Annotated in this window: 17 protein-coding genes; 10 read left to right on the top strand and 7 right to left on the bottom strand. The window is 75.3% G+C overall.

Annotated features, from left to right (window positions below; translation table 11 throughout):
• The first annotated feature begins 36 nt into the window (after nt 1-36).
• The 6 genes from GA0070624_RS30480 to GA0070624_RS30455 all read left to right on the top strand — a co-directional run bounded on the left by GA0070624_RS30480 (nt 37) and on the right by GA0070624_RS30455 (nt 6,734).
• A complete protein-coding gene (locus GA0070624_RS30480; protein WP_091346633.1) occupies nt 37-996 on the top strand; it encodes an ABC transporter ATP-binding protein in 960 nt (319 codons plus the stop codon).
• A gap of 1 nt (nt 997) precedes the next feature.
• The gene (locus GA0070624_RS30475; protein ID WP_091346632.1) at nt 998-1,801 is read left to right on the top strand and encodes an ABC transporter permease; all 804 of its coding nucleotides are present in this window, start codon (nt 998-1,000) and stop codon (nt 1,799-1,801) included.
• A gap of 31 nt (nt 1,802-1,832) precedes the next feature.
• Nucleotides 1,833-2,969, top strand: a complete 1,137-nt coding sequence (locus GA0070624_RS30470) for a sensor histidine kinase (protein WP_091346630.1) — start codon at nt 1,833-1,835, stop codon at nt 2,967-2,969.
• Nucleotides 2,966-3,589: a response regulator transcription factor gene (locus GA0070624_RS30465; RefSeq protein WP_091346623.1), complete on the top strand. Its 624-nt coding sequence runs from the start codon at nt 2,966-2,968 to the stop codon at nt 3,587-3,589. The genes GA0070624_RS30470 and GA0070624_RS30465 overlap by 4 nt, the downstream gene beginning before the upstream one ends.
• A 194-nt stretch (nt 3,590-3,783) precedes the next feature.
• Nucleotides 3,784-5,271 carry a hypothetical protein gene (locus tag GA0070624_RS30460; protein WP_091350173.1) on the top strand — a complete coding sequence of 496 codons (1,488 nt, stop codon included), beginning with the start codon at nt 3,784-3,786 and terminating at the stop codon, nt 5,269-5,271.
• Nucleotides 5,268-6,734 carry an NADH-quinone oxidoreductase subunit NuoF family protein gene (locus GA0070624_RS30455; RefSeq protein ID WP_091346619.1) on the top strand — a complete coding sequence of 489 codons (1,467 nt, stop codon included), beginning with the start codon at nt 5,268-5,270 and terminating at the stop codon, nt 6,732-6,734. Before GA0070624_RS30460 ends, GA0070624_RS30455 begins: the two co-directional genes overlap by 4 nt.
• Before the next feature lie 285 nt (nt 6,735-7,019).
• Here the strand turns inward: GA0070624_RS30455 and serS are convergent, their stop codons facing one another.
• The 3 genes from serS to GA0070624_RS30440 all read right to left on the bottom strand — a co-directional run bounded on the left by serS (nt 7,020) and on the right by GA0070624_RS30440 (nt 10,711).
• Nucleotides 7,020-8,306: a serine--tRNA ligase gene (gene serS, locus GA0070624_RS30450; RefSeq protein ID WP_091346617.1), complete on the bottom strand. Its 1,287-nt coding sequence runs from the start codon at nt 8,304-8,306 to the stop codon at nt 7,020-7,022.
• Between the two features lie 92 nt (nt 8,307-8,398).
• Nucleotides 8,399-9,478 (bottom strand): DNA polymerase III subunit beta family protein, encoded by a 1,080-nt coding sequence (locus tag GA0070624_RS30445; RefSeq protein ID WP_091350168.1) that lies wholly within the window; start codon nt 9,476-9,478, stop codon nt 8,399-8,401.
• A 45-nt stretch (nt 9,479-9,523) separates the two neighbouring features.
• A complete protein-coding gene (locus tag GA0070624_RS30440) occupies nt 9,524-10,711 on the bottom strand; it encodes a saccharopine dehydrogenase family protein (protein WP_091346615.1) in 1,188 nt (395 codons plus the stop codon).
• A gap of 208 nt (nt 10,712-10,919) precedes the next feature.
• On the opposite strand from GA0070624_RS30440, the gene GA0070624_RS30435 reads away from it, so the two are divergent.
• Nucleotides 10,920-13,724, top strand: a complete 2,805-nt coding sequence (locus tag GA0070624_RS30435) for a helix-turn-helix transcriptional regulator (protein WP_091346613.1) — start codon at nt 10,920-10,922, stop codon at nt 13,722-13,724.
• A gap of 6 nt (nt 13,725-13,730) precedes the next feature.
• Here GA0070624_RS30435 and GA0070624_RS30430 read toward each other — a convergent pair whose 3' ends face one another.
• Nucleotides 13,731-14,282: a DsbA family protein gene (locus GA0070624_RS30430; protein ID WP_091346611.1), complete on the bottom strand. Its 552-nt coding sequence runs from the start codon at nt 14,280-14,282 to the stop codon at nt 13,731-13,733.
• A 14-nt stretch (nt 14,283-14,296) separates the two neighbouring features.
• Entirely contained in the window at nt 14,297-14,974 is a 678-nt protein-coding gene (locus GA0070624_RS30425; RefSeq protein WP_091346609.1) for a BON domain-containing protein, read from the bottom strand.
• A 304-nt stretch (nt 14,975-15,278) separates the two neighbouring features.
• Here GA0070624_RS30425 and GA0070624_RS30420 point away from each other — a divergent pair, with 304 nt between their 5' ends.
• Both GA0070624_RS30420 and GA0070624_RS30415 read left to right on the top strand, forming a co-directional pair.
• Nucleotides 15,279-16,415: a hypothetical protein gene (locus GA0070624_RS30420; protein ID WP_091346607.1), complete on the top strand. Its 1,137-nt coding sequence runs from the start codon at nt 15,279-15,281 to the stop codon at nt 16,413-16,415.
• 37 nt (nt 16,416-16,452) lie between these two features.
• The gene (locus GA0070624_RS30415) at nt 16,453-17,091 is read left to right on the top strand and encodes a maleylpyruvate isomerase N-terminal domain-containing protein (RefSeq protein ID WP_091346605.1); all 639 of its coding nucleotides are present in this window, start codon (nt 16,453-16,455) and stop codon (nt 17,089-17,091) included.
• A 60-nt stretch (nt 17,092-17,151) separates the two neighbouring features.
• On the opposite strand, the gene GA0070624_RS30410 is transcribed toward GA0070624_RS30415, so the two are convergent.
• Entirely contained in the window at nt 17,152-17,556 is a 405-nt protein-coding gene (locus tag GA0070624_RS30410; protein WP_091350164.1) for a hypothetical protein, read from the bottom strand.
• A gap of 404 nt (nt 17,557-17,960) precedes the next feature.
• Here GA0070624_RS30410 and GA0070624_RS30405 point away from each other — a divergent pair, with 404 nt between their 5' ends.
• Nucleotides 17,961-18,320, top strand: a complete 360-nt coding sequence (locus GA0070624_RS30405; protein ID WP_091346603.1) for an STAS domain-containing protein — start codon at nt 17,961-17,963, stop codon at nt 18,318-18,320.
• 48 nt (nt 18,321-18,368) lie between these two features.
• Here GA0070624_RS30405 and GA0070624_RS30400 read toward each other — a convergent pair whose 3' ends face one another.
• A complete protein-coding gene (locus GA0070624_RS30400; RefSeq protein WP_281181055.1) occupies nt 18,369-18,896 on the bottom strand; it encodes a 5'/3'-nucleotidase SurE in 528 nt (175 codons plus the stop codon).
• Nucleotides 18,897-18,910 lie beyond the last annotated feature (14 nt).

Below are 18,910 nucleotides of genomic sequence, written 5' to 3'. Positions count from 1 at the left end.
GGGGCTCGGCCGCCCTCCCGCTGGAGCATCAATCTCATGACCCATACCCCACCGGCCGTCGAGCTGGCCGGACTCACCAAGACCTTCGGCCCGGTGACGGCTGTCGACGGGCTCAGCCTCCGGATCGCCCCGGGCGAGGTGGTGGCCTTCCTCGGCCCCAACGGCGCCGGCAAGACCACCACCATCGACATGCTGCTCGGGCTGGCCCGCCCGGACGCCGGCAGCGTCCGGCTCTTCGGCGGTACCCCGGCCGACGCCGTCCGGTACGGGCGGGTCGCCGCCGTGATGCAGACCGGCGGGCTGCTCAAGGACCTCACCGTCGCCGAGACGGTACGGATGACCGCGCACTTCTACGGCCGGACCCGCCCGGTCGGAGAGGTGCTGGAGCGGGCCGGCATCGCCGGGATCGCCGACCGCCCGGTCGGCAAGTGCTCTGGCGGTCAGCAGCAGCGGCTGCGCTTCGCCCTGGCCCTGCTCCCGGACCCGGACCTGATGGTGCTCGACGAGCCGACCACCGGCATGGACGTCGAGGGGCGGCGCGACTTCTGGCAGGCCATCCGGGCCGACGCCCGGGCCGGCCGGACCATCCTCTTCGCCACCCACTACCTCGACGAGGCCGACGCGTACGCGGACCGGATCGTGCTGGTGCGGCAGGGCCGGGTGGTCGCCGACGGCACCACCGCCGAGATCAAGAACCTGGCCGCCGGGCGGGTCGTCCGGGCCACCCTGCCCGGCGCCGACCAGGCCACGCTCGCCGCCCTCCCCGGCGTCCGCGCGGTCGAGGTACGCGGCGACAGCGTGCTGGTGCGGACCGACGACTCGGACGCGGTGGCCCGGCACCTGCTGACCCGGACCGCCGCCCGGGACGTGGAGATCACCTCCCGCAACCTCGAGGACGCCTTCCTCACCCTCACCACCGACAGCCCGACCGCGGACGGCCGCACCCCCGACAGCCTGACCGCCGTCCGTTTGACCGCCCAGACCATCGGAGCCTGAGATGACCGTCGCCGCCTCGCCCACCACCGCCCCGGCCGCCCGCGTCGACCGGCGCCCGCCCGCCCTCGGCGGCTTCTCCACCGCCGTGCTGGCCATCGAGATCCGCCGGGTGCTGCGCAACCGCCGGACGCTGATGTTCACGCTGGTCATGCCGGCGGTCTTCTTCCTCCTCTTCGGACTGCCGCAGCGCGGCCAGGAGCTGCCCAACGGCCGCCCGGTCACCGCCTGGATCATGATCAGCCTGGCCGTCTACGCCGCCATGGTCGCCACCACCAGCGCCGGGGCGGCGGTCGCCACCGAACGCGCCCTCGGCTGGAGCCGGCAGCTCCGGCTCACCCCGCTGCGCCCGGCCGCGTACGTGGCCACCAAGGTGGCCACCGCGATGGTGCTGGGGCTGCTCGGCGTGCTGGTCGAGTTCGCGGTCGGGGCGGCCGCCGGGGTGCGGGTGCCCGCGGACGTCTGGCTGCTGTCCGGCCTGGCCGCGTGGATCGGCTCGCTGGTCTTCGCCGCCTTCGGCCTCTTCGTCGGCTACCTGGCCCCGGCCGAGAACGTCATGCAGTTCATGGGTCCGATCCTGGCCATCCTGGCCATGTTCGGCGGCCTCTTCGTCCCGCTCGAACTGCTGCCGCACGTGTTCCAGCAGATCGCGAAGTTCACCCCGGTGTACGGGGTGGGCGTCCTCGCCCGCGCCCCGCTGACCGGCGACGGGGTCTCCTGGGCGGCGGTGGCCAACCTGGTCGGCTGGACCGCGCTGTTCGGCCTGGGTGCGGCCCGGCTGTTCCGCCGGGACACCACCCGGGTCTGATCGGGGACGGCGGAGGTTTAGCGTGTTCAGGATGCAGCTTCCGCCGGACCGGAACTATCTGGAGACCCGCCATTGGCGGCTCACCGGCTGGTTGCTCGCCGCGGTCTGGCTCTTCTTCCTCAACATCCCGCTGCTCGCCGCCCTGCACCAGCCTGAGCCGTGGCGACGGGTGGTCGGCGCGGGGACGCTGGTCGCCTTCGGCGTGTGCTACGTCTACGTCTTCCAGTGGGCGCGCGCCCGGCGCCTGACGCACCGGGGGATCCCGGTCGGCCGGGCCTGGGCAGCCGTGGCGCTGCTGCTCGCGCTCGGGCTGGCCGGCATCCCGGGGACCGGCGGCGACTGGCTGACCACTTTGGTCTTCGTCGCCGCCGCGGCGGTGTTCCTGCTGCCGTCCCGGCAGGCGCTGGTGGTGGTCGCCCTAACCGCGCTCACGCCGCCGGTGACGGCCGCGCTGGTGCCCGGCTGGGAGGCGGAGGGCACCGTGGTCTTCGCGGTGCTGCTCGCCTCCTTCGCCATGTACGGGGTGACCCGGCTGACCCAGCGCAACAGCGAACTCCAGGCCGCCCAGCAGGAGATCCGCCGGCTGGCGGTGGCCGAGGAACGGGCCCGCACAGCCCGGGACCTGCACGACATCCTCGGCCACTCGCTGACCGTGGTCGCAGTGAAGGCCGAGCTGGCCGGCCGCCTGCTGGAGCTGGATCCGGCCCGGGCGGCCACCGAGATCGCCGACGTGGAGCGGCTGGCCCGGCAGGCGCTGGCGGACGTCCGGGGCACCGTCGGGGCGTACCGGGGGATCAGCCTGGCGGGCGAACTCGCCGGCGCCCGCTCCGCGCTGGCCGCCGCTGGCATCGCCGGCGAGCTACCGGACGCGGTGCCGGAGCTGCCGGCGGAGCGGGACGAGCTCTTCGGGTGGACGGTGCGGGAAGCGGTGACCAATGTGGTGCGGCACAGCGGGGCGCGGCGCTGCGTGATCCGGGTGGAGCCGGACCTGGTCGAGGTCCGCGACGACGGCCGCGGGCCGGGCGAGGAGGCCGGGCCCGCCGGCCACGGGCTGGTCGGCCTCCGGGAGCGGGCGCGACGGCTGGACGCCACGCTCACCGTCGGCCGCCGCCCGGAGGGAACCGGATTCCTGCTCCAGGTCGCCCTGCCCAGGTCGGAGCGCGCATGACCGGACCGATCCGGCTGCTGCTCGCCGACGACCAGGCGCTGGTCCGGGGTGCGCTGGCCGCGCTGCTCTCGCTGGAGCCGGACCTGACCGTGGTCGCCGAGGTGGGCCGGGGCGACGAGGTGGTCCCCGAGGCCCGCCGGACGGCGCCGGACGTGGCGCTGCTCGACGTCGAGATGCCCGGCCTGGACGGGATCGCGGCGACCAGCGCCCTGCGCGCGGCGGTGCCCGGCTGTCGGGTGCTGATGGTGACCACCTTCGGCCGTCCCGGCTACCTGCGCCGGGCGATGGAGGCGGGCGCCAACGGATTCGTGGTCAAGGACACCCCCGCCCGGCAGCTCGCCGACGCGGTGCGCCGGGTGCACGCCGGGCTGCGGGTGGTCGACCCGACCCTGGCCGCGGAGACCCTGGCGACCGGGGCGAGCCCGCTGACCGAGCGGGAGACCGAGGTGCTGCGGACCGCCCGGGGCGGGGGCACCGTGGCGGACCTGGCCGCCACGCTGCACCTGTCCGAGGGGACGGTCCGCAACCACCTCTCCGCGGCGATCGGCAAGACCGGCGCCCGCAACCGGGCCGACGCCGTGCGGATCGCCGAGGAGAACGGCTGGCTGCTCGGCGAGTGACCGCCCGGCCTCGTCCCATTGATGGGTAGGCGTCGTTGAGACGACGCCTACCCGCGCGCCGGGGCGGGACGGTTCGAAGGACCGGCCGAGAAATTGGCCAGCCGCGCTGATCCGCCCGCGTCGTCCGTCCGTACTGGAGGAGGGAGCAGGGTCGGCCGGTGGGGGCGCCGCCGCGAGATGCGATCGAGGAGCAGATGGCCCGGGCAAAGCAGAACGAGGATGCCGCGACCGTCCGGACCACCAGCACCAGTCGAGGTGTCCGGACCCGGTCAAAGCCCGCGCTGGTCGCGCTGGCCGCGTCCCTGCTCGCCATCGCGTGGGCCGGCGTCGAACTGGCCGGCGCGGGCGGGATGCTGTACACGTACGGCTTCTTCTTCACCGAGCTCTTCGCCGGGGTGGTCGCCCTGGTCTCGCTGAGCCTCACCGTGATGCTGGGGCTGCTCGCCACCGACCGGCTGGTGCTGATGATCCGGCACCGGGTGCTGCTCCAGTCCGCGCACCGGGCCACCGGCATCCTCGGCGTGGCCGGCCTGGTCTGCCACATCATCACCAAGATCTCGATCGGCCGAGCCGGACCGACCGACGCCGTGGTGCCGTTCATCGGCGGCCGCGGGCTCTACGTCGGGCTCGGCACGGTGGCCTCGTTCCTCATGGTGAGCGTGCTCTGGACCGGCCTGATCCGGGTCCGTTTCGCGGGCGCGGGTCCGAAGTGGTTGTGGCGGGCGCTGCACTCCATGGCGTACGGCTCCTGGCCGTTCGCACTGATCCACGGCCTCAACGCCGGACGGCCGGCGAAGTCCTGGGTGGTGCTGAGCTATCTCGCCTGCGTCCTGCTGGTGGTGGTGGCGCTGATGGTCCGCCTCAGCGTTCACCTCGGCAGGCGCAGCCGGGAGCGGCACCAGGCCGCCGCGCGGAACAAGGCGATGGCCGGCAGCCCGGCCGAGGAGAGCCGGGGACTGCTCGCGGGGCTGGGCCGCAAGCACTCCGGGGACGAGGAGGAGAGCCGGTCCGGCCGGGGACGCGAGGCTGGCTGGGCGGTGCGGGAGGATGGCTGGGCGGAGACCAGGGCCACCTCATGGAGCGTGCCCACCGGCCGTCGCCGTGACCCCGACCGGTTCGCGGTTCCGGTGGTGCCCGAGCCCGGCACCCTGCGGGAGCCGGTCCGCGCGGCGGCGCGACGGCGCGCCGGCGAGCGCCCGGCCGGGCGGTACCGGGACGCGGCGGAGACGACCTCCCGCCCGTACCGCGACGACGCCGGCGCCCGCTACTCGCTGCCCCCGCAGCGCCGGGTCCACGAGCCGGAGGAGCCGTGGGGCAGCCCGCGGCGGTCGGAGACCGCGGAACGGCGGGTCTCCGCGGAACCGACCTCCGCCGGATCCGTCTCCGCCGGACCGGTGTCGGCTGGACCGGCCTCGGCCGGGTCGGTCTCCGCCGCGCCGCGCAGCGGAGGTGGCCGGCACAGCGCCGAGGACGACGTGCCGGAGCAGCCGGACTACTGGCGGCCGCCGGCCCGGTACGTCCCGGAGGACCTCCCCGCGGACGACACCCCGACCCTGGTCGACCTGGCGTCGCGGCGGGCGCTGCGCGCCTCCGGGGAGAGCCGGTCGGCCCGGCGGCGCCGGGCCAGCGCCGAGGCGGTCGACGGGGCGTACTGGGCCGGGCTGCGGGGCGAGGCGAAGTGATGCGGACGACGGTGCCACCGGTGGCCTGCGTCGGCGAACCCCGGCTCACCGCCGGCTTCGCCGAGTTCGGCCGGCTCGACCTGATGGCCCATGGCGAGGTGCACGGCCCGGCCGGGCCGATGGAACCGGCCCACCTGCTCCGGCTGGCCGAGGCCATCGAGCTCAGGGGCAAGGGTGGGGCCGGCTTTCCGTTCGCCCGCAAGCTGCGCGCGGTGCTGGAGTCCTGCGCGCGGCAGGATCTGGCCGCCGTGGTGGTGGTCAACGCCACCGAGGGCGAGCCGGCGAGCTGGAAGGACAAGGTGCTGCTCACCCGGGCCCCGCACCTGATCCTCGACGGCGCCGCGCTGGCCGCGTACGCGCTGGATGCCGAGGAGATCGTCATCGGGGTGGCAGACGACGACGTGGGCCGACCCTCGCTGGCCGACGCGCTGCAGGAACGCCGGATGCCGGTGCCCACCACCATCGTCACCGTGCCGCACCGGTTCATCTCCGGCGAGGGCGGCGCGCTGGTCAACGGCATCAACGGCCTGCCGCACATCCCGCCCGGCACCAAGAAGCGGGCCAGCGACTCGGGCGTGAACGGGCTGCCCACCCTGCTCTCCAACGCCGAGACGTACGCCCAGCTCGCGGTCGCCGCCCGGCTCGGCCCGTACGAGTACGCGGCGCTCGGCACCGACGACGAGCCGGGCACGGTGCTGCTCACCGTCACCGGCGCGGCGGCCCGGCCGGCGGTGGTGGAGTGCGCAGCCGGCACGCCGCTGCGGGAGATCCTCGACCTCTGCGAGGTGCCCGACGGCCCGGGGGTCCTGCTGGGCGGCTACCACGGCAAGTGGATCACCCCGGAGGCGGCGGACCGGGCGGAGGTCTCCCGCACGGGGCTCGCCGCGGTCGGCGGCACCCTCGGCGCCGGCATCATCCTGCCGCTCGGGCGGGACACCTGCCCGCTGGGCGAGGCCGCGCAGGTGGTCCGCTACCTGGCCGGCGAGTCCGCCGGGCAGTGCGGACCGTGCAGGATGGGCCTGCCCGACCTGGCCCGCGCCGTCGACCTCGCGGTCTCCGGCAGCGCCCCGGTGGAGATCGTCCGGGCGGCCGCCGGTGACGTGAAGGGGCGGGGCGCGTGCAGCCACCCGGACGGCACGGCCCGGTTCGCCCTCTCCGCGATGGAGGCCTTCGCCGAGGACCTGCGGCTGCACACCACCGGCGAGGGCTGCGGCCGGCGGGTCAAGGGCGTGCTGGGGCTGCCCGGGGCGCCCGACGCCAACCCGCAGAAGCTCACCCTGGACTGGTCCCGCTGCGACGGTCACGGGCTCTGCGCGCACGTGGTGCCCGACTTCATCCGGCTCGACGCCAACGGGTACCCGGCGTTCCCGTCCACCCCGGTGCCGACCTGGCTACGGGAGGGCGCGCTGAAGGCGGTCAAGGTCTGTCCCGAACTCGCGCTCCGGCTCGCCCGGGCCGAGTAGCCGCCCGAGAGGAGATCCGCTGGTCGCCGGCCCGTCGGACGGGCGCGGCGCGGTCGGCCGCGCGCTCACCGCCACCGTCGGGCTGACCACCGGGTCCGTGCTGGTCTTCGGCGCCCCGTCCGCGCTGGCCTCGCTGACCTGCTCGATCGCCCCGTGCCCGGCACGACACGCCGGGATGCTGGGCCGGTCCGACCGCGGCAGATCCCGCTGGCGACGTCGGGGCCCCTCGTGAGACGACGAACGGCGGGGGCCGGGAAAGCCCGACCCCCGCCGACGTCGAGACGGTCAGCGGACCGGCGTGAGCCGGTCGGTGCCGATCCTGTCGCGGAGCACCTCCGGCACCAGCACCGAGCCGTCGGGCTGCTGGAACTGCTCCAGGATGGCCGGGAAGAGCCGGCTGGTGGCCAGCGCCGACCCGTTCAGGGTGTGCACGAAGCGGGTCTGCTTGCCGCCCGGCTCGCGGTAGCGGATGGCCGCCCGGCGGGCCTGGTAGTCGCCGGCCCAGGAGACCGACGACACCTCCTTGTACTTGCCGGTGCTCGGCATCCAGACCTCGATGTCGAGGGTCTTCCGCATCGAGGCGGCGGCGTCGCCGGCGGCCAGCAGGCTGCGCCGGTAGTGCAGGCCGAGCGCCTCGACCAGGCTCTCGGCGTGGGCGAGCATCTCCTCCAGCGCCATGTCGGCCTGCTCCGGCAGGGTGAACTGGAAGATCTCCACCTTGTTGAACTGGTGGCCCCGGACCGTGCCCCGCTCGTCCGAGTGCGACCCGGCGGCCTCGCGCCGGTAGCAGGGCGTGTAGGCGAACGCCTTCAGCGGCAGCTTCGCCGTCTCCAGGATCTCGTCCTGGTACGCCCCGAGGATCGCCGTCTCCGAGGTGGGGAGCAGGAACTGGCCGCGCGGGGCGCTTTCCCGGTCCAGGTGGTAGACGTCCTCGTAGAACTTGGGGAACTGGCCGGCGGCGTAGCCGGCGCTGTGCAGCAGCAGGTGCGGCGGGAGCAGGAACTGGTAGCCGGCCTTGATGTGGTGCTCGATGAACCAGTTGATCAGTGCCCACTCCAGCCGCGCGCCGAGGCCGGTGTAGATCCAGAAGCCGGAGCCGCCGAGCTTGACGCCGCGCTCGTAGTCCACCAGGCCCAGGGCCCGGGACAGCTCGACGTGGTCCCGGACCTTCTCGATCTTCGGCGGCTCGCCGAAGGTCTTGACGACCCGGTTGGCCTCCTTGCCGCCGGGGACGACGTCGTCGGCGGGCAGGTTGGGCAGCTCGCTCATCGCCTCGCGGAGCCGGGACTGCACCTCGTCCAGCTGGGACTCCAGCTCGGCGAGCTGCTTGCGCTCGGCCTCCAGCTTGGCGGGCTCCGGCGCGGTGCCGGCCCGCTTCGCCTCCGCGTACGCGCGCGCCTCGGCCTTGCGGCGCTGCCGCTCGGCGTCGATCTCGCTGATCAGGGCGCGGCGTTCCTGGTCGAGCCGCTGGACCTCGTCCAGCACTCGGTTGACCTCGGCGGGATCCAGACGCTTCGCCAGCGCGGTCGCCACCGCCTCGCGATCCTTCCGGATCAACTCCATGTCGAGCATGCTGCTCCGTACGCCTCCGTCCAGGCAGTCAGGTGGGACCCCCAGATGCTACCGTCGCTGCCCCTTCCGCCCGGCCCACACCCTTGACCGGCTCAGAGCCGGACCGGCATCAGGATCGAGAAGGCGTGCTCGTCGTCCGGGCGGCGGACGGCCAGCGGGGCGATCGGCCCGTCCAGCTCCAGCACGAGCTGGCCGCGATCGCCCGCGTCGAGGGCGTCGAGCAGGTACTCCCGGTTCACCCCGATCCGGACGGCCTCCCGGCCCGTGGCATCGTCGGCCGCCAGCACCCGCAGCCCGCCCCGCTGGTCCAGCCCGAGCACGCTCACCTCGGCGCGGACCCCATCGTGCTCCTTGACCACGACCGGCGCGCCCTCGGCGATCAGCGCGGTCCGGAGCGCGACCACGTCCACCGGGACCCGGTGCGTCGGCGCGGCGGTGACCTGGCCGCGCAGCAGGCGGCGGTAGTCCGGGAAGTTGTACGGCAGCGGGGTGGCCTGCACCGCGCGGCCGGCGACGGAGGCCTCGATGCCGTCCGGGCGCACCGTCACGTGCGCCTCCGGGGTGATCCCGGCGCCGGTGTCCAGCAGGGCGCGCACCTCGTCGACGAAGCCGACCGGGGCGATCACCCGCACCGGCGGCCCGGCCATCTTCGATCCGGTGCGGGCCACCGCCAGCCGGTGCCGGTCGGTGGCGACCAGCCGGACCCCGTCCGGCTCGACATCCAGCAGCACGCCGGCCAGCACCGGCAGCTCCGGATCGGTGCCGACGGCGAAGCGGACCGCGTCGATGGCGGCGGCGAGCTCGGCGCGGTGCAGCACGAGGCGGGTGGTCATCGGGATCTCCTCGGGATCGATCAGGGTACGGATCCGGGAGAGTTCACGGCGGGCGTCGGCGAGGCCGTCCTCCAACCGGCGCAGGTGCGCGTCCAGCAGCCGGCCGACCACCGCCGGCTCGGACCGGTGCCGCACCGCGGCGGCGATCTCGGCCAGCGGCATCCCGACCCGGCGCAGCCCGGCCACCAGCCGGGCCGGGGCGACCTGGTCGTCGGTGTACCAGCGGTAGCCGGTGATCGGGTCGACCAGCGCCGGGACCAGCACCCCGGAGCGGTCGTAGAACCGCAGGGCGCTCACGGTCAGTCCGCTGGCCCGGGCCAGCTCGCCGATGCTGCGCAGTTCGCTCTCCACGAGGTGATCCTGTTGCCTCAACCTGGTTGAGGGTCAACCGGTCGCGCGGTCGTCGAGCACCCGGAACGCGATGCCGGCCTTGACCAGGCGGTCGAGGAGGGCGTCGCCCATGGCGGTCACCGGGGTCACCTGGCCCGACCTCGGCGGCAGGTCGTCGAGGGCCAGGCAGAGCGCGGACTCGGCGAGCATCTTCGCGGTCTCGTCGTACCCGGGGTCGCCGCCGGCCACCTCGGTCAGCACCCGGCGGTCGCCGCCGGCGCCGAGGAACCGCGCCCGGAACCAGGACTTCGCCCGCTGCTCGGGAGTGGGCCCCTGCCCGGAGGCGAGCCGGCCGAGCAGCCAGCGCCGGGCGGGCGGCAGCTTCACCACCCCGACCAGCCCGGCGAGCCCGGCCGCGCCGATCAGCAGGGTCGGCAGCCGCTTCACCGCGGCGAAATGGCGGTAGCGGAAGTCCGGGCCGTACTCCGGCCGGGCGGCCGCCGACCGGCGGACCACCTGCGGGTCGATGGTGGGCAGCGGCACCACCCACCTGCCCAGCTCCTTCGACCGGCCCACCTTGCCGGGCACCGCGCGGACCCGGCGCCCCTCCGGCCGGGGCTCGACGGCCTTGCGCTCCTTCGCCGCCCGGCTCATCTGCGCCTTCCGGGACAACGCGATCAGCGCCGAGTGATACGTCCCGGCGGAGAACCGGGCACCGACCCGGACGAAGCCGTCCACGGTGATCGGGACGTCCGACGGGAGGTGCTTGACGGTGAACCAGGCACCGAGGTCGTACGGGATCGAGTCGAAGCCGCAGGCGTGCACCAGCCGCGCGCCGGTGCGGACCGCCTCGGCGTGGTGCCGCACGTACATCAGGTCGACGAACTCCGGCTCGCCGGTGATGTCCAGGTAGTCGGTGCCGGCGGCGGCGCAGGCCGCCACCAGCGGCTCGCCGTAATGGATGAAGGGGCCGACGGTGGTGGCGACCACCCGGGCGCTCTCCGCGACCGCCCGCAGCGACCCCGGGTCGGTCACATCGGCGGTCAGCAGCGCCAGCTCGGCCAGCGCCGGATCGATCGCGGCGAGCCGGTCCCGCACCGCGGCCAACTTGCCCGGGTTGCGGCCGGCCAGCGCCCAGCGCAGCCCCTCCGGAGCCTGGCGGGCCAGGTACTCGGCGGTCAGGCCGCCGGTGAAGCCGGTCGCGCCGAACAGGACGAGGTCGTACGGGCGGTTGTCGCGCATGCGCCGAGTGTGCCATCCGGCCCGTCCCATCCGTACCACCTGCCCCTCGCCTCGTCGCGGTCCTGCGGACGGCCGGCCACGCGCACCGGCCGCTCGCGCTCCTCCGGCTCCGGGTGAAGCTGGCTCGCCCCGAAGGGGTGAACCGGGCCGGGCCGGGTAACCGCTGCCGGCACCGCTGGGGAGTGGACGCGACAGGGGGAGGGGCCGCATGCCGGAGGAGCGCGACCGCGTCCGGGCCGTCGACGCGCCGACCGGAGCGACGGGCTCGACCGGACCGACGGGCTCGACCGGACCGGCGGCGGCGACGGCATTGGACTCGCCGCCGCTGCTGGCGTCCCGGCTGTCGCCGGCCGCCCTGCCCGAGCCGGTGGTGGTCCGGCCGCGGCTGCTGGACCGGCTGGAGCGGGGCGTCACCGGGCCGGTCACCCTGGTCTCCGCGCCGGCCGGCTGGGGCAAGACGACGCTGCTCGCCTCCTGGGCGCGGTCGACGCGGGCGGAACCACCGCCCGCCTGGGTCGCGGTGGAGGCCGGCGACACCGGGGAGCGACTCTGGTCCTACCTGGCGGCCGCGCTCCGCTCGGCGGCGGCGGGAATGCCGGACGCCGAGCCCCCGGTGCCGGACACCCCGCCTCGCCCGGACCAGCTCGAACTGCTCGCGGCGGCGCTCGCCACCTGGGAGCGCCCGGTGCTGCTGGTCCTGGACGACCTGCACCGGATCACCGATCCGGGCGCGCTGACCGGGCTGGAGTTCCTGCTCCGCCACGCCGAGCAGCGGCTGCGACTGGTGGTCGGGGCCCGGGCCGAGCTGCCGCTGGCCCTGCACCGTTGGCGGCTCGCCGGGGAGCTGACTGAGATCGGCCCGGACGAACTGGCCTTCACCGAGGACGAGGTGGCCGATCTGCTGGTCGCGCACGGGGTGCGGCTTCCGGTCGCGGCGGTGCCCCGGCTGCGGGAGCGCACCGGGGGCTGGCCGGCCGGGCTGCGCTTCGCCGCGCTGGCGCTGCGCGCCCAGCCCGATCCGACGCGCTGGGTCGAACGGTTCGGCGGGGACCAGCCGGACGTCGCCGGCTACCTGCGCGAGGAGGTGCTCGCCTCGCTGGACCCGGACGCCCGGGACCTGCTGCGGCGTACCGCCGTCGCCGCCGCGGTCTGCGCGGACCTGGCCGACGCGGTCACCGGCCGGGCCGACTCGGAGCAGGTGCTGGCCGACCTCGCCCGGCAGAGCGGCTTCCTGCGCCAGGACGACAGCAACCCGCCGTGGTACCGCTGCCAGCCCCTGCTGGCCGACCTGTTCCGCGACGAGCTGGGCCGGCTCCCGGCCGACGAGCTGCGCGAGCTGCACCTGCGGGCGGCCGGCTGGTACGCCGGCAACGGCCGGCCGGCGGAGGCGCTCCGGCACGCGCTGGCCGGCGGCGAGTGGGACCGGGCCACCGAGCTGCTGATCGCGCAATGGCCGGAGCTGGCCCCCTACGACCGGGACCTCCCGGTCGATCCGCCGCCCGCCGCGTCGCCCCCGGAGGCGGTCCACCGGGACCCGGAACTCGGGTTGGCCTGCGCGGCGGAACGGGCGTACGCGGGCGACGCGAGCGCCGCGGCCGAGTATCTGCGGGTGGCGGTCTGGGAGGCTCGCGCGCTGCCCGCTCCGCGCCGGGACCGGTTCCGGCGGCTGGCCACCGCCCTGGAACTCACGCTGGCCCGGCTGTCCGGCGACCACGATGAGACCCGCGAGGCGGCCGCCCGGCTGTTGGCCACGCGTACCGAGCCGGGGCCGAAGGACGATCCCCGTACGGGCGTCGGTGAGGACGCCGACGCGCGCGCGGTCGCCGGGACCGCGCTCGGCCTGGTCGAACTGGCCGAGGGGGACCTGTCCACCGCCGGGGACCGGTTCGCCGAGGCGCTGGCCGCGGCCCGGCAGGCGGGTCGGGGTCGTACGGAGCTGGTCTGCGCCAGCCGGTCCGCCCTGCTCGACGCGGTCCGGGGCGGGCTGCGGGCGGCTGAGCGGACCGCACGGGAGGCGCTGGCGATGCCGCCCTGCCGGGGCTGGTCCGGCCGAGTGGACTGCGGGCACGCGTACCTGGCGCTGGCGGTGGTGGCGCTGCACCGCGACGAGCCGGCGGAGGCGGCGGCGAACCTGGCGCTGGCCGCTCCGGCCACCGGAGGGGCCGGCGTCGCCGCGCTGGCCGCGTTCTGTCGGGCGGAGCTGCTCGCCGCGAGCGGCGAGGAGCCGGCCGCGCTGCGCTCGCTGGTCGAGGCCCGGGCGGGATTGCCGGACCGGCCCGCCGACCGGGAGCTCGCCGCCTGGTTGACCGGCGCCGAGGCGCAGCTCAGGGCCGCCGTCGGCGACGTGGACACCGCCCGCGGTCTGCTCGTCGATGCGCTGGGCCGGGCGGATGCCGAGGGTGGACCGCGGTCGGCCGGTGCGGCGGCGGCGCTGGGCGTGGCGCTGTCCCGGGTGGAGCTGCGGGCCGACGATTCGCGGGCGGCCGCTCACGCGCTGCCCGACTGGTCGGCCCCGGAGGCGGAGTCCTGGCCGCTGCCGGTACGCCTCGCCGCCGGGGTGCTCGACGCGGTCCTGGCTCAGCAGGGCGGGGACGACCGGCGGGCCGGCCGGATCCTGGAGCAGGTGCTCGGCCTGGCCGAGCCGGAGGGGTACCGCCGGGTCTTCACCCGGGCCGAGCCGGGGGTACGCGATCTGCTCGCCGCCCACCTTGACTCGGGCACCGCGTACTGGCCGACGGTGAGCGACCTGGTCCGGGGCGCGGACGAGCGGCGGGCCGACGAGCCGGCGGACCGGCCGGGCGCGCCGGAGCGGGCGCTGGACGAGCCGCTCACCGAGCGGGAGCTGACCATCCTGCGCTACCTGCAGAGCATCCTGTCCAACGTGGAGATCGCCAGCGAACTGTCCCTGTCGGTCAACACGGTCAAGACGCACGTGCGCAACATCTACCGCAAGCTCGACGCGACCCGCCGGCGCGAGGCGGTCCGGCGGGCCCGTGAGCTCAGGTTGATCTGACTGTGTTCAGGCAGTGGCCGCAACGTCCACCGCGGCCAGCAGCTCCGCCACGTTGTAGCCCCCGTCGTGGCGGACCTCGTTGACGAACAGGGTCGGGATGCCCTTCACCCCGCTGTGGATGCCGCCGACGAAGTCCCGGCGGACCCGGTCGGCGTGCGCCTGCCGCTCCACCTCCGCGCCGACCTCGTCCGGCGGCAGCCCGAGCTGCTCCACGCCGAGCGACAGGTGCACCGGGTCCAGCTGGTCCTGGTGCTCGAAGAGCCAGTCGTGCATCGCCCAGAACCGGTTTCGCCGCCCGGCCGCCTCGGCCACCTCCGCCGCGCTCTCCGCGTACGGGTGCACGTTGGCGATGGGGAAGTGCCGGTAGACCAGGCGGACCACGTCGGCACGCTGGCGCAGCACCTCGGCCAGGCTCGCGTGCGCGGCCCCGCAGAACCGGCACTGGAAGTCGGCGTACTCGACGATGGTGACCGGGGCGTCCGCCGGGCCGCGGGCGTGGTCGGTCTCGGTCACCGGGATCCGCAGCTTGGCGCTGACGACCTGCAGTGGCGTGGTCATCCGCGGCTCGGCGCTCAGCGGGCCACGGTTACGTGGTTCTGCACCTCGCGGATTCCCGGCGCGGACCAGACGACCCGCTCCACCTCCTCGCGTTCCGGCACCGATTGCACCACGCCATCGAGGACAATCGTGTCGCCGCGTACCAGGACCCTGATCCCCTCGATCTCGGTCGCGCGGTTGCGGGCGAGCGCGTCCACGATCCGGTCGGCCAGTTCGCGGGCGTCGGGCCGGGTCGCCGGCCGCACCGTGATCCCGTTGGTCACCCCGCGCACACCGGTCAACCGGCTGACCGACCGCTCGGCGGCGCGCCGCTGGTACTCCCACTCGACCTCGCCGTGCAGCGTGACCCAGCCGTCCGCCACGGTCACGTCGAGGGCCTCGATCGGCACGAAAGCGTCCCACTCCAGGGCCCGGCTGGCCGCCGTGGCGATCTCCGGGTCGCTGCGCTCGGCGGCGGTGGCGATCCGGACGGCCAGGTCGTTGGCGACCGCCCGCACCCCGGACACCCGGTGCGCGGCCCGTTCGGCGGCCCACTTCTTGGCGTAGCTGTCGACCCAGCCGCTCAGCGTCACCACCCCGTCGGTGACGGTCACCCCGACCTCGTTGGCGCGGACGCGGGGTTCCCAGGTCAGCTCGTCGAGCACGTCCGACTGGATCTCCTGGTTGTTACGGGTGATCGTCGCGGTGGCCATCGGTCACTCCTTCGGATCGGGATCGGGAGGGCGGCCCCGTGGGCCGGCCCCCGGCAACGGACACGCACCCACCACTGATCCTGTCGCCACCCGGGGTGACCCGACCTCACCCACCCGGGGTGACCCCACCGCCGCCCCGGCACCCGTCGATCTTGCACCTCGTGCTCCGGCAAACCGGGTGATACGCCCATCTCGCGGGCCGCGCTCTCGCTGGCCATGCTCGCCCGGGGGCACGGCTGGTCGCTGCGCCGGGGCTACCGGCCGGACCGGGTCCGACCCGGGCTGGGCGGCGGCCGGCTGGGCCGTGGCCGCCTGGCAGATCACCCTCGGCTTCGGCATCGGCCTGCCCTTCGCGTACGTCCTCGGGCTGCTCTGCCTCGCCGCGGCGGTCGGGTACGGCCGGTCGTGGTGGCGGCGCCGGTCCCGGCCGGTCGTCCCGCGCGGGCTGCTCCTGGCCGCCCTGGCCGGCGGCAGCGGCTTCGCCGGGGTGACCCTGCTGATGGCCGCGCCGTACTTCGAGGTGGTGGCCCGGCATCCGGCCGGCCGGCGGACGGTCGCGCAGGTCGCCATGTTCTCCCCGCCGGTACGCGGGTTCCTGACCGCGCCGCCCGAGTCGTGGTTGTGGGGTGAACCGCACGCGGCGGTCCGGGCGACGCTGGGTTTCCCCACCGAGATGACCCTGCTGCCGGGGGTGGTGCTGCTCGGGCTGGCCGGCGCCGGGCTCCTCTTCTCCGTGCGGCGGGTCCGGCACCGGGTGGCGCTGGCGCTCGGGGTGCTGCTCAGCGCCGCGCTGGCGGCCGGCACCACGTTGGGCGGCGACGGCGATCCCGGCTACGTCACGCTGGTGCGGCACGTGCCCGGCTGGGACGGCATCCGCACCCCGGGCCGGCTGGTGCTCTGGACGACGCTGCTGCTCGGCGTCCTGGCCGCCGGGGCGCTGACCGTACGCCGCTCGGAGCTTCCGCCGGGTGCCCGGGGCTGGCGGCGGTGGGGCCGCCCCGTCCTGGTCCTGCCGCTGCTGCTGGTGCTGCTGGAGGGGGTCAACCGCACCCCGCGCGTGCCGGTGCCCGCCGAGCCGGCGGCGCTGCGCGGGCTGGACGGCCCGGCCCTGGTGCTGCCCAGCGACGGCACCCGGGAGTTCCACGTCATGCTCTGGTCGACCGACGGCTTCCCGCGGCTGGTCAACGGGCTCGCCTCGTTCACCCCGGCGAGCCAGGAGCGGATCCGCGCGGCGAGCGAGACCTTCCCGGACCCGGCCTCGGTGGCGTACCTGCGGGCCGCCGGGGTGCGCACGGTGGTGCTGCTGCCCGGGTACGCGGCCGGTACCCGTGGTGGGACGCGGCCGGACGACCGGTGGACGGTCTCGGGATCCGCCGGGAGACGGTCGGCGACGGGATCATCTACCACCTGGACCGGCCGTCCCGCTGATCTTCGTGGGTAGGCTCGGGGACCGGATCCGTGAGAGAGGGGTACGCCCGATGCATCCGATCAGGACGGTCTACCTGACCGCCGCGCGTTCTGCGGTGGAACTGCTCGCCGCCCCGGCGGTGGCGCAGCGGTGGGACTCCCCGAGCGCGCTCGCCGAGTTCCGGGTCGGCGGGCTGGCCGGTCACCTCGCCTGGCAGCTGCTGGCGGTGCCCGGGGTGCTGGCCGAGCCGGTCCCCGCCGGCGAGCCGGTCGGCCTGCTCGGCCACTACGCCCGCGGCACCTGGATCGGCGCGGCCCTCGACGACGAGGTGAACGTGGGTGTCCGGCGGTCCGGGGAGCGGGTCGCCGCCGACGGCCCGGAGGCGCTGGTGGCCGACGCTCGGGCCACCGTGGAGGAGCTGGCCGTTGCCCTGCCGGCCGAGCCGGACGGGCGGGTGGTGCACTTCGCCCGGGGGCCCTGGTCACTCACCCTGGAGGACTACCTGACCACCCGGCTGATGGAGATCGCGGTGCACTCCGACGACCTGGCGGTCAGCGTCGGCGTGCCCACCCCCGAGCTGCCCGCCGAGGTGCTGGACCCGGTGCTCGCCCTGCTCGCCCGGCTGGCCGTACGCCGGCACGGGCAGCCGGCCGTGCTCCGCGCGCTCAGCCGGGCCGAGCGAGCGCCGGCGAACGTCACCGCGTTCTGATCAGGCGAATGGCGGTGCCCCCCGGGCCGGGGGGCACCGCCATGTCGTCGGCGCGGGATGTCAGCCGTCCAGGCCGACGGGGGAGTTCGGCCGGTCCACGTCCACGAACTCGATGCCGTCGACCGCCCGGTACCGGCTGCCGGCGGCCCGGGCGGCGGTGCCGGCGGCCCAGCCGATCGCCGCGCCGACCAGCGTGGCGCTGACCAGCAGGGTCCACGGCAGCGCCGGGCGGCGGCCGGCGAGCGCGTCGAAGGCGAGGGTGGCCCGGCGGCGGGCCTCGTCGGCGGCGGAGCCGACCAGGTCGGTGGCCTCGTCCGCCAGGCCCGAGCCGCTGCGGCGGGCCGACCGGGCGGTGTCCCGGACGCTGTCACCGGCGGAGCTGACGGCGGAGACCAGGTGCTGCCACGCCTGGTCCGCGATTCGCTCGGGCTTGCTGCGGCGTTCCAGCAGGGTGGTTCCGAACATCGTGCTTACCTCCTCGGGGTGCCGAAGCCCGGCGGCCATTTCGGACTCCGGCGTCTGTCCGGCGCGGACTGTTCGCTCCACCGTGCCCAGCCCGGCGGCGGCGCAAACCCTGCAGGTGCGAGAGGTCAATCACCCGAACGCGCCGACGTTCGGGTGCGCGCCCGGCCCGCCTCGGACCGCTACCCTGGTTCGGCGGATCGGCCGGCCCCGGTCGTTCGTTGAAGAGTGAGAAACCCGTCGTCGAGAGAGTGGGAACCGGAAGTTTCGGATCCGGGTGCCCAGGTGTGCCCAGTCCGCGAATTGCTCATCCCGAGGGGTGGCGACCGAGGCCGTCGGAGGAATACTCTCGGTCGCGGCCCGCGTACTGATGAGGCGCCCGGTTACGGGCGAGTGGAGGTGCTCGCGTGAGCCTGTCGATCGTGAAGTCGGTTATGCCGGGTGGTGTCGTTCAGATCGTCCCGCGGGGCGAGATCGACGTCGACACCGCGTACGAGGTGCGTGATGCGATCGCCGAGGTGCTCGCCAAGGGGCGTCCGTCCCGTATCGAGCTGAACATGCGGTTGGTCACCTTCATCGACTCCGTCGGCATCAGCGCCATGGTCGCCGGCTTCCAGACCTGCGAGGTCAGCGGCGTCAAGCTCGTGGTGATCGAGCCGAGCCGGTTCGTGCACCGGCAGCTCTGGGTCACCGGCCTGCTCGGCCTCTTCGGCGCCCCGGAGCCCTACTTCGCCGCGGCCACCCGCGAGGTCCTTCCCGGCGCCTGACCGCCCCTCGTCCGCCCCACCGTCGTCCGGGCATCCCGCCGGAGCGGCTCAGTCATCCGTTGCGCCGAGGTTGGCGAGATCCACGTCGGAGACCTCGGTGACCGCCCGGACGGCGGTGACCGAGGCGTACCCGTCGGCCAGCAGGGCGAGGCCGGTGCCGGGCTGGGCGGCCTGTCCGGGCTCCTGCAGTGAGGTGCGTACGAAGCCGTGCCCCGACTCGGCGACCGTCATCTGCACCTGACCGAAGGTGGCCAGCGAGCCCTGGCGCACCCCGCGCAGCCGCCCGTGCGGCAGGTCCGGCGCGTTGACGTTGAGCACGCTCTCCACCGGCCCGGCCAGCAGCCGGGGCAGCAGGTCGAGGGCGACCCGGGCCGCCGTGGACCAGTGGCGTTCGGCGTCGCGCACCCGGACGGCTGCCGCCACCGCGGCGCCCCCGCTGGCGGCCGTGGCCTCCCCGGCGGAGAGCACGTCGAGGGAGACCGCCATCGCCCGGCAACCGTTCGCGGCGGCGGTGAACGCGGCGCCCACCGTGCCCGAGTGCAGCACCGCGCGGCCGGCGTTCGCGCCCCGGTTGATCCCGGAGATCGTCC

The organism is Micromonospora rhizosphaerae (genome assembly GCF_900091465.1).
In the GTDB taxonomy this organism is placed as follows: Bacteria; Actinomycetota; Actinomycetes; order Mycobacteriales; family Micromonosporaceae; genus Micromonospora; species Micromonospora rhizosphaerae.
This window is presented reverse-complemented; position numbering and strand designations above follow the sequence as displayed.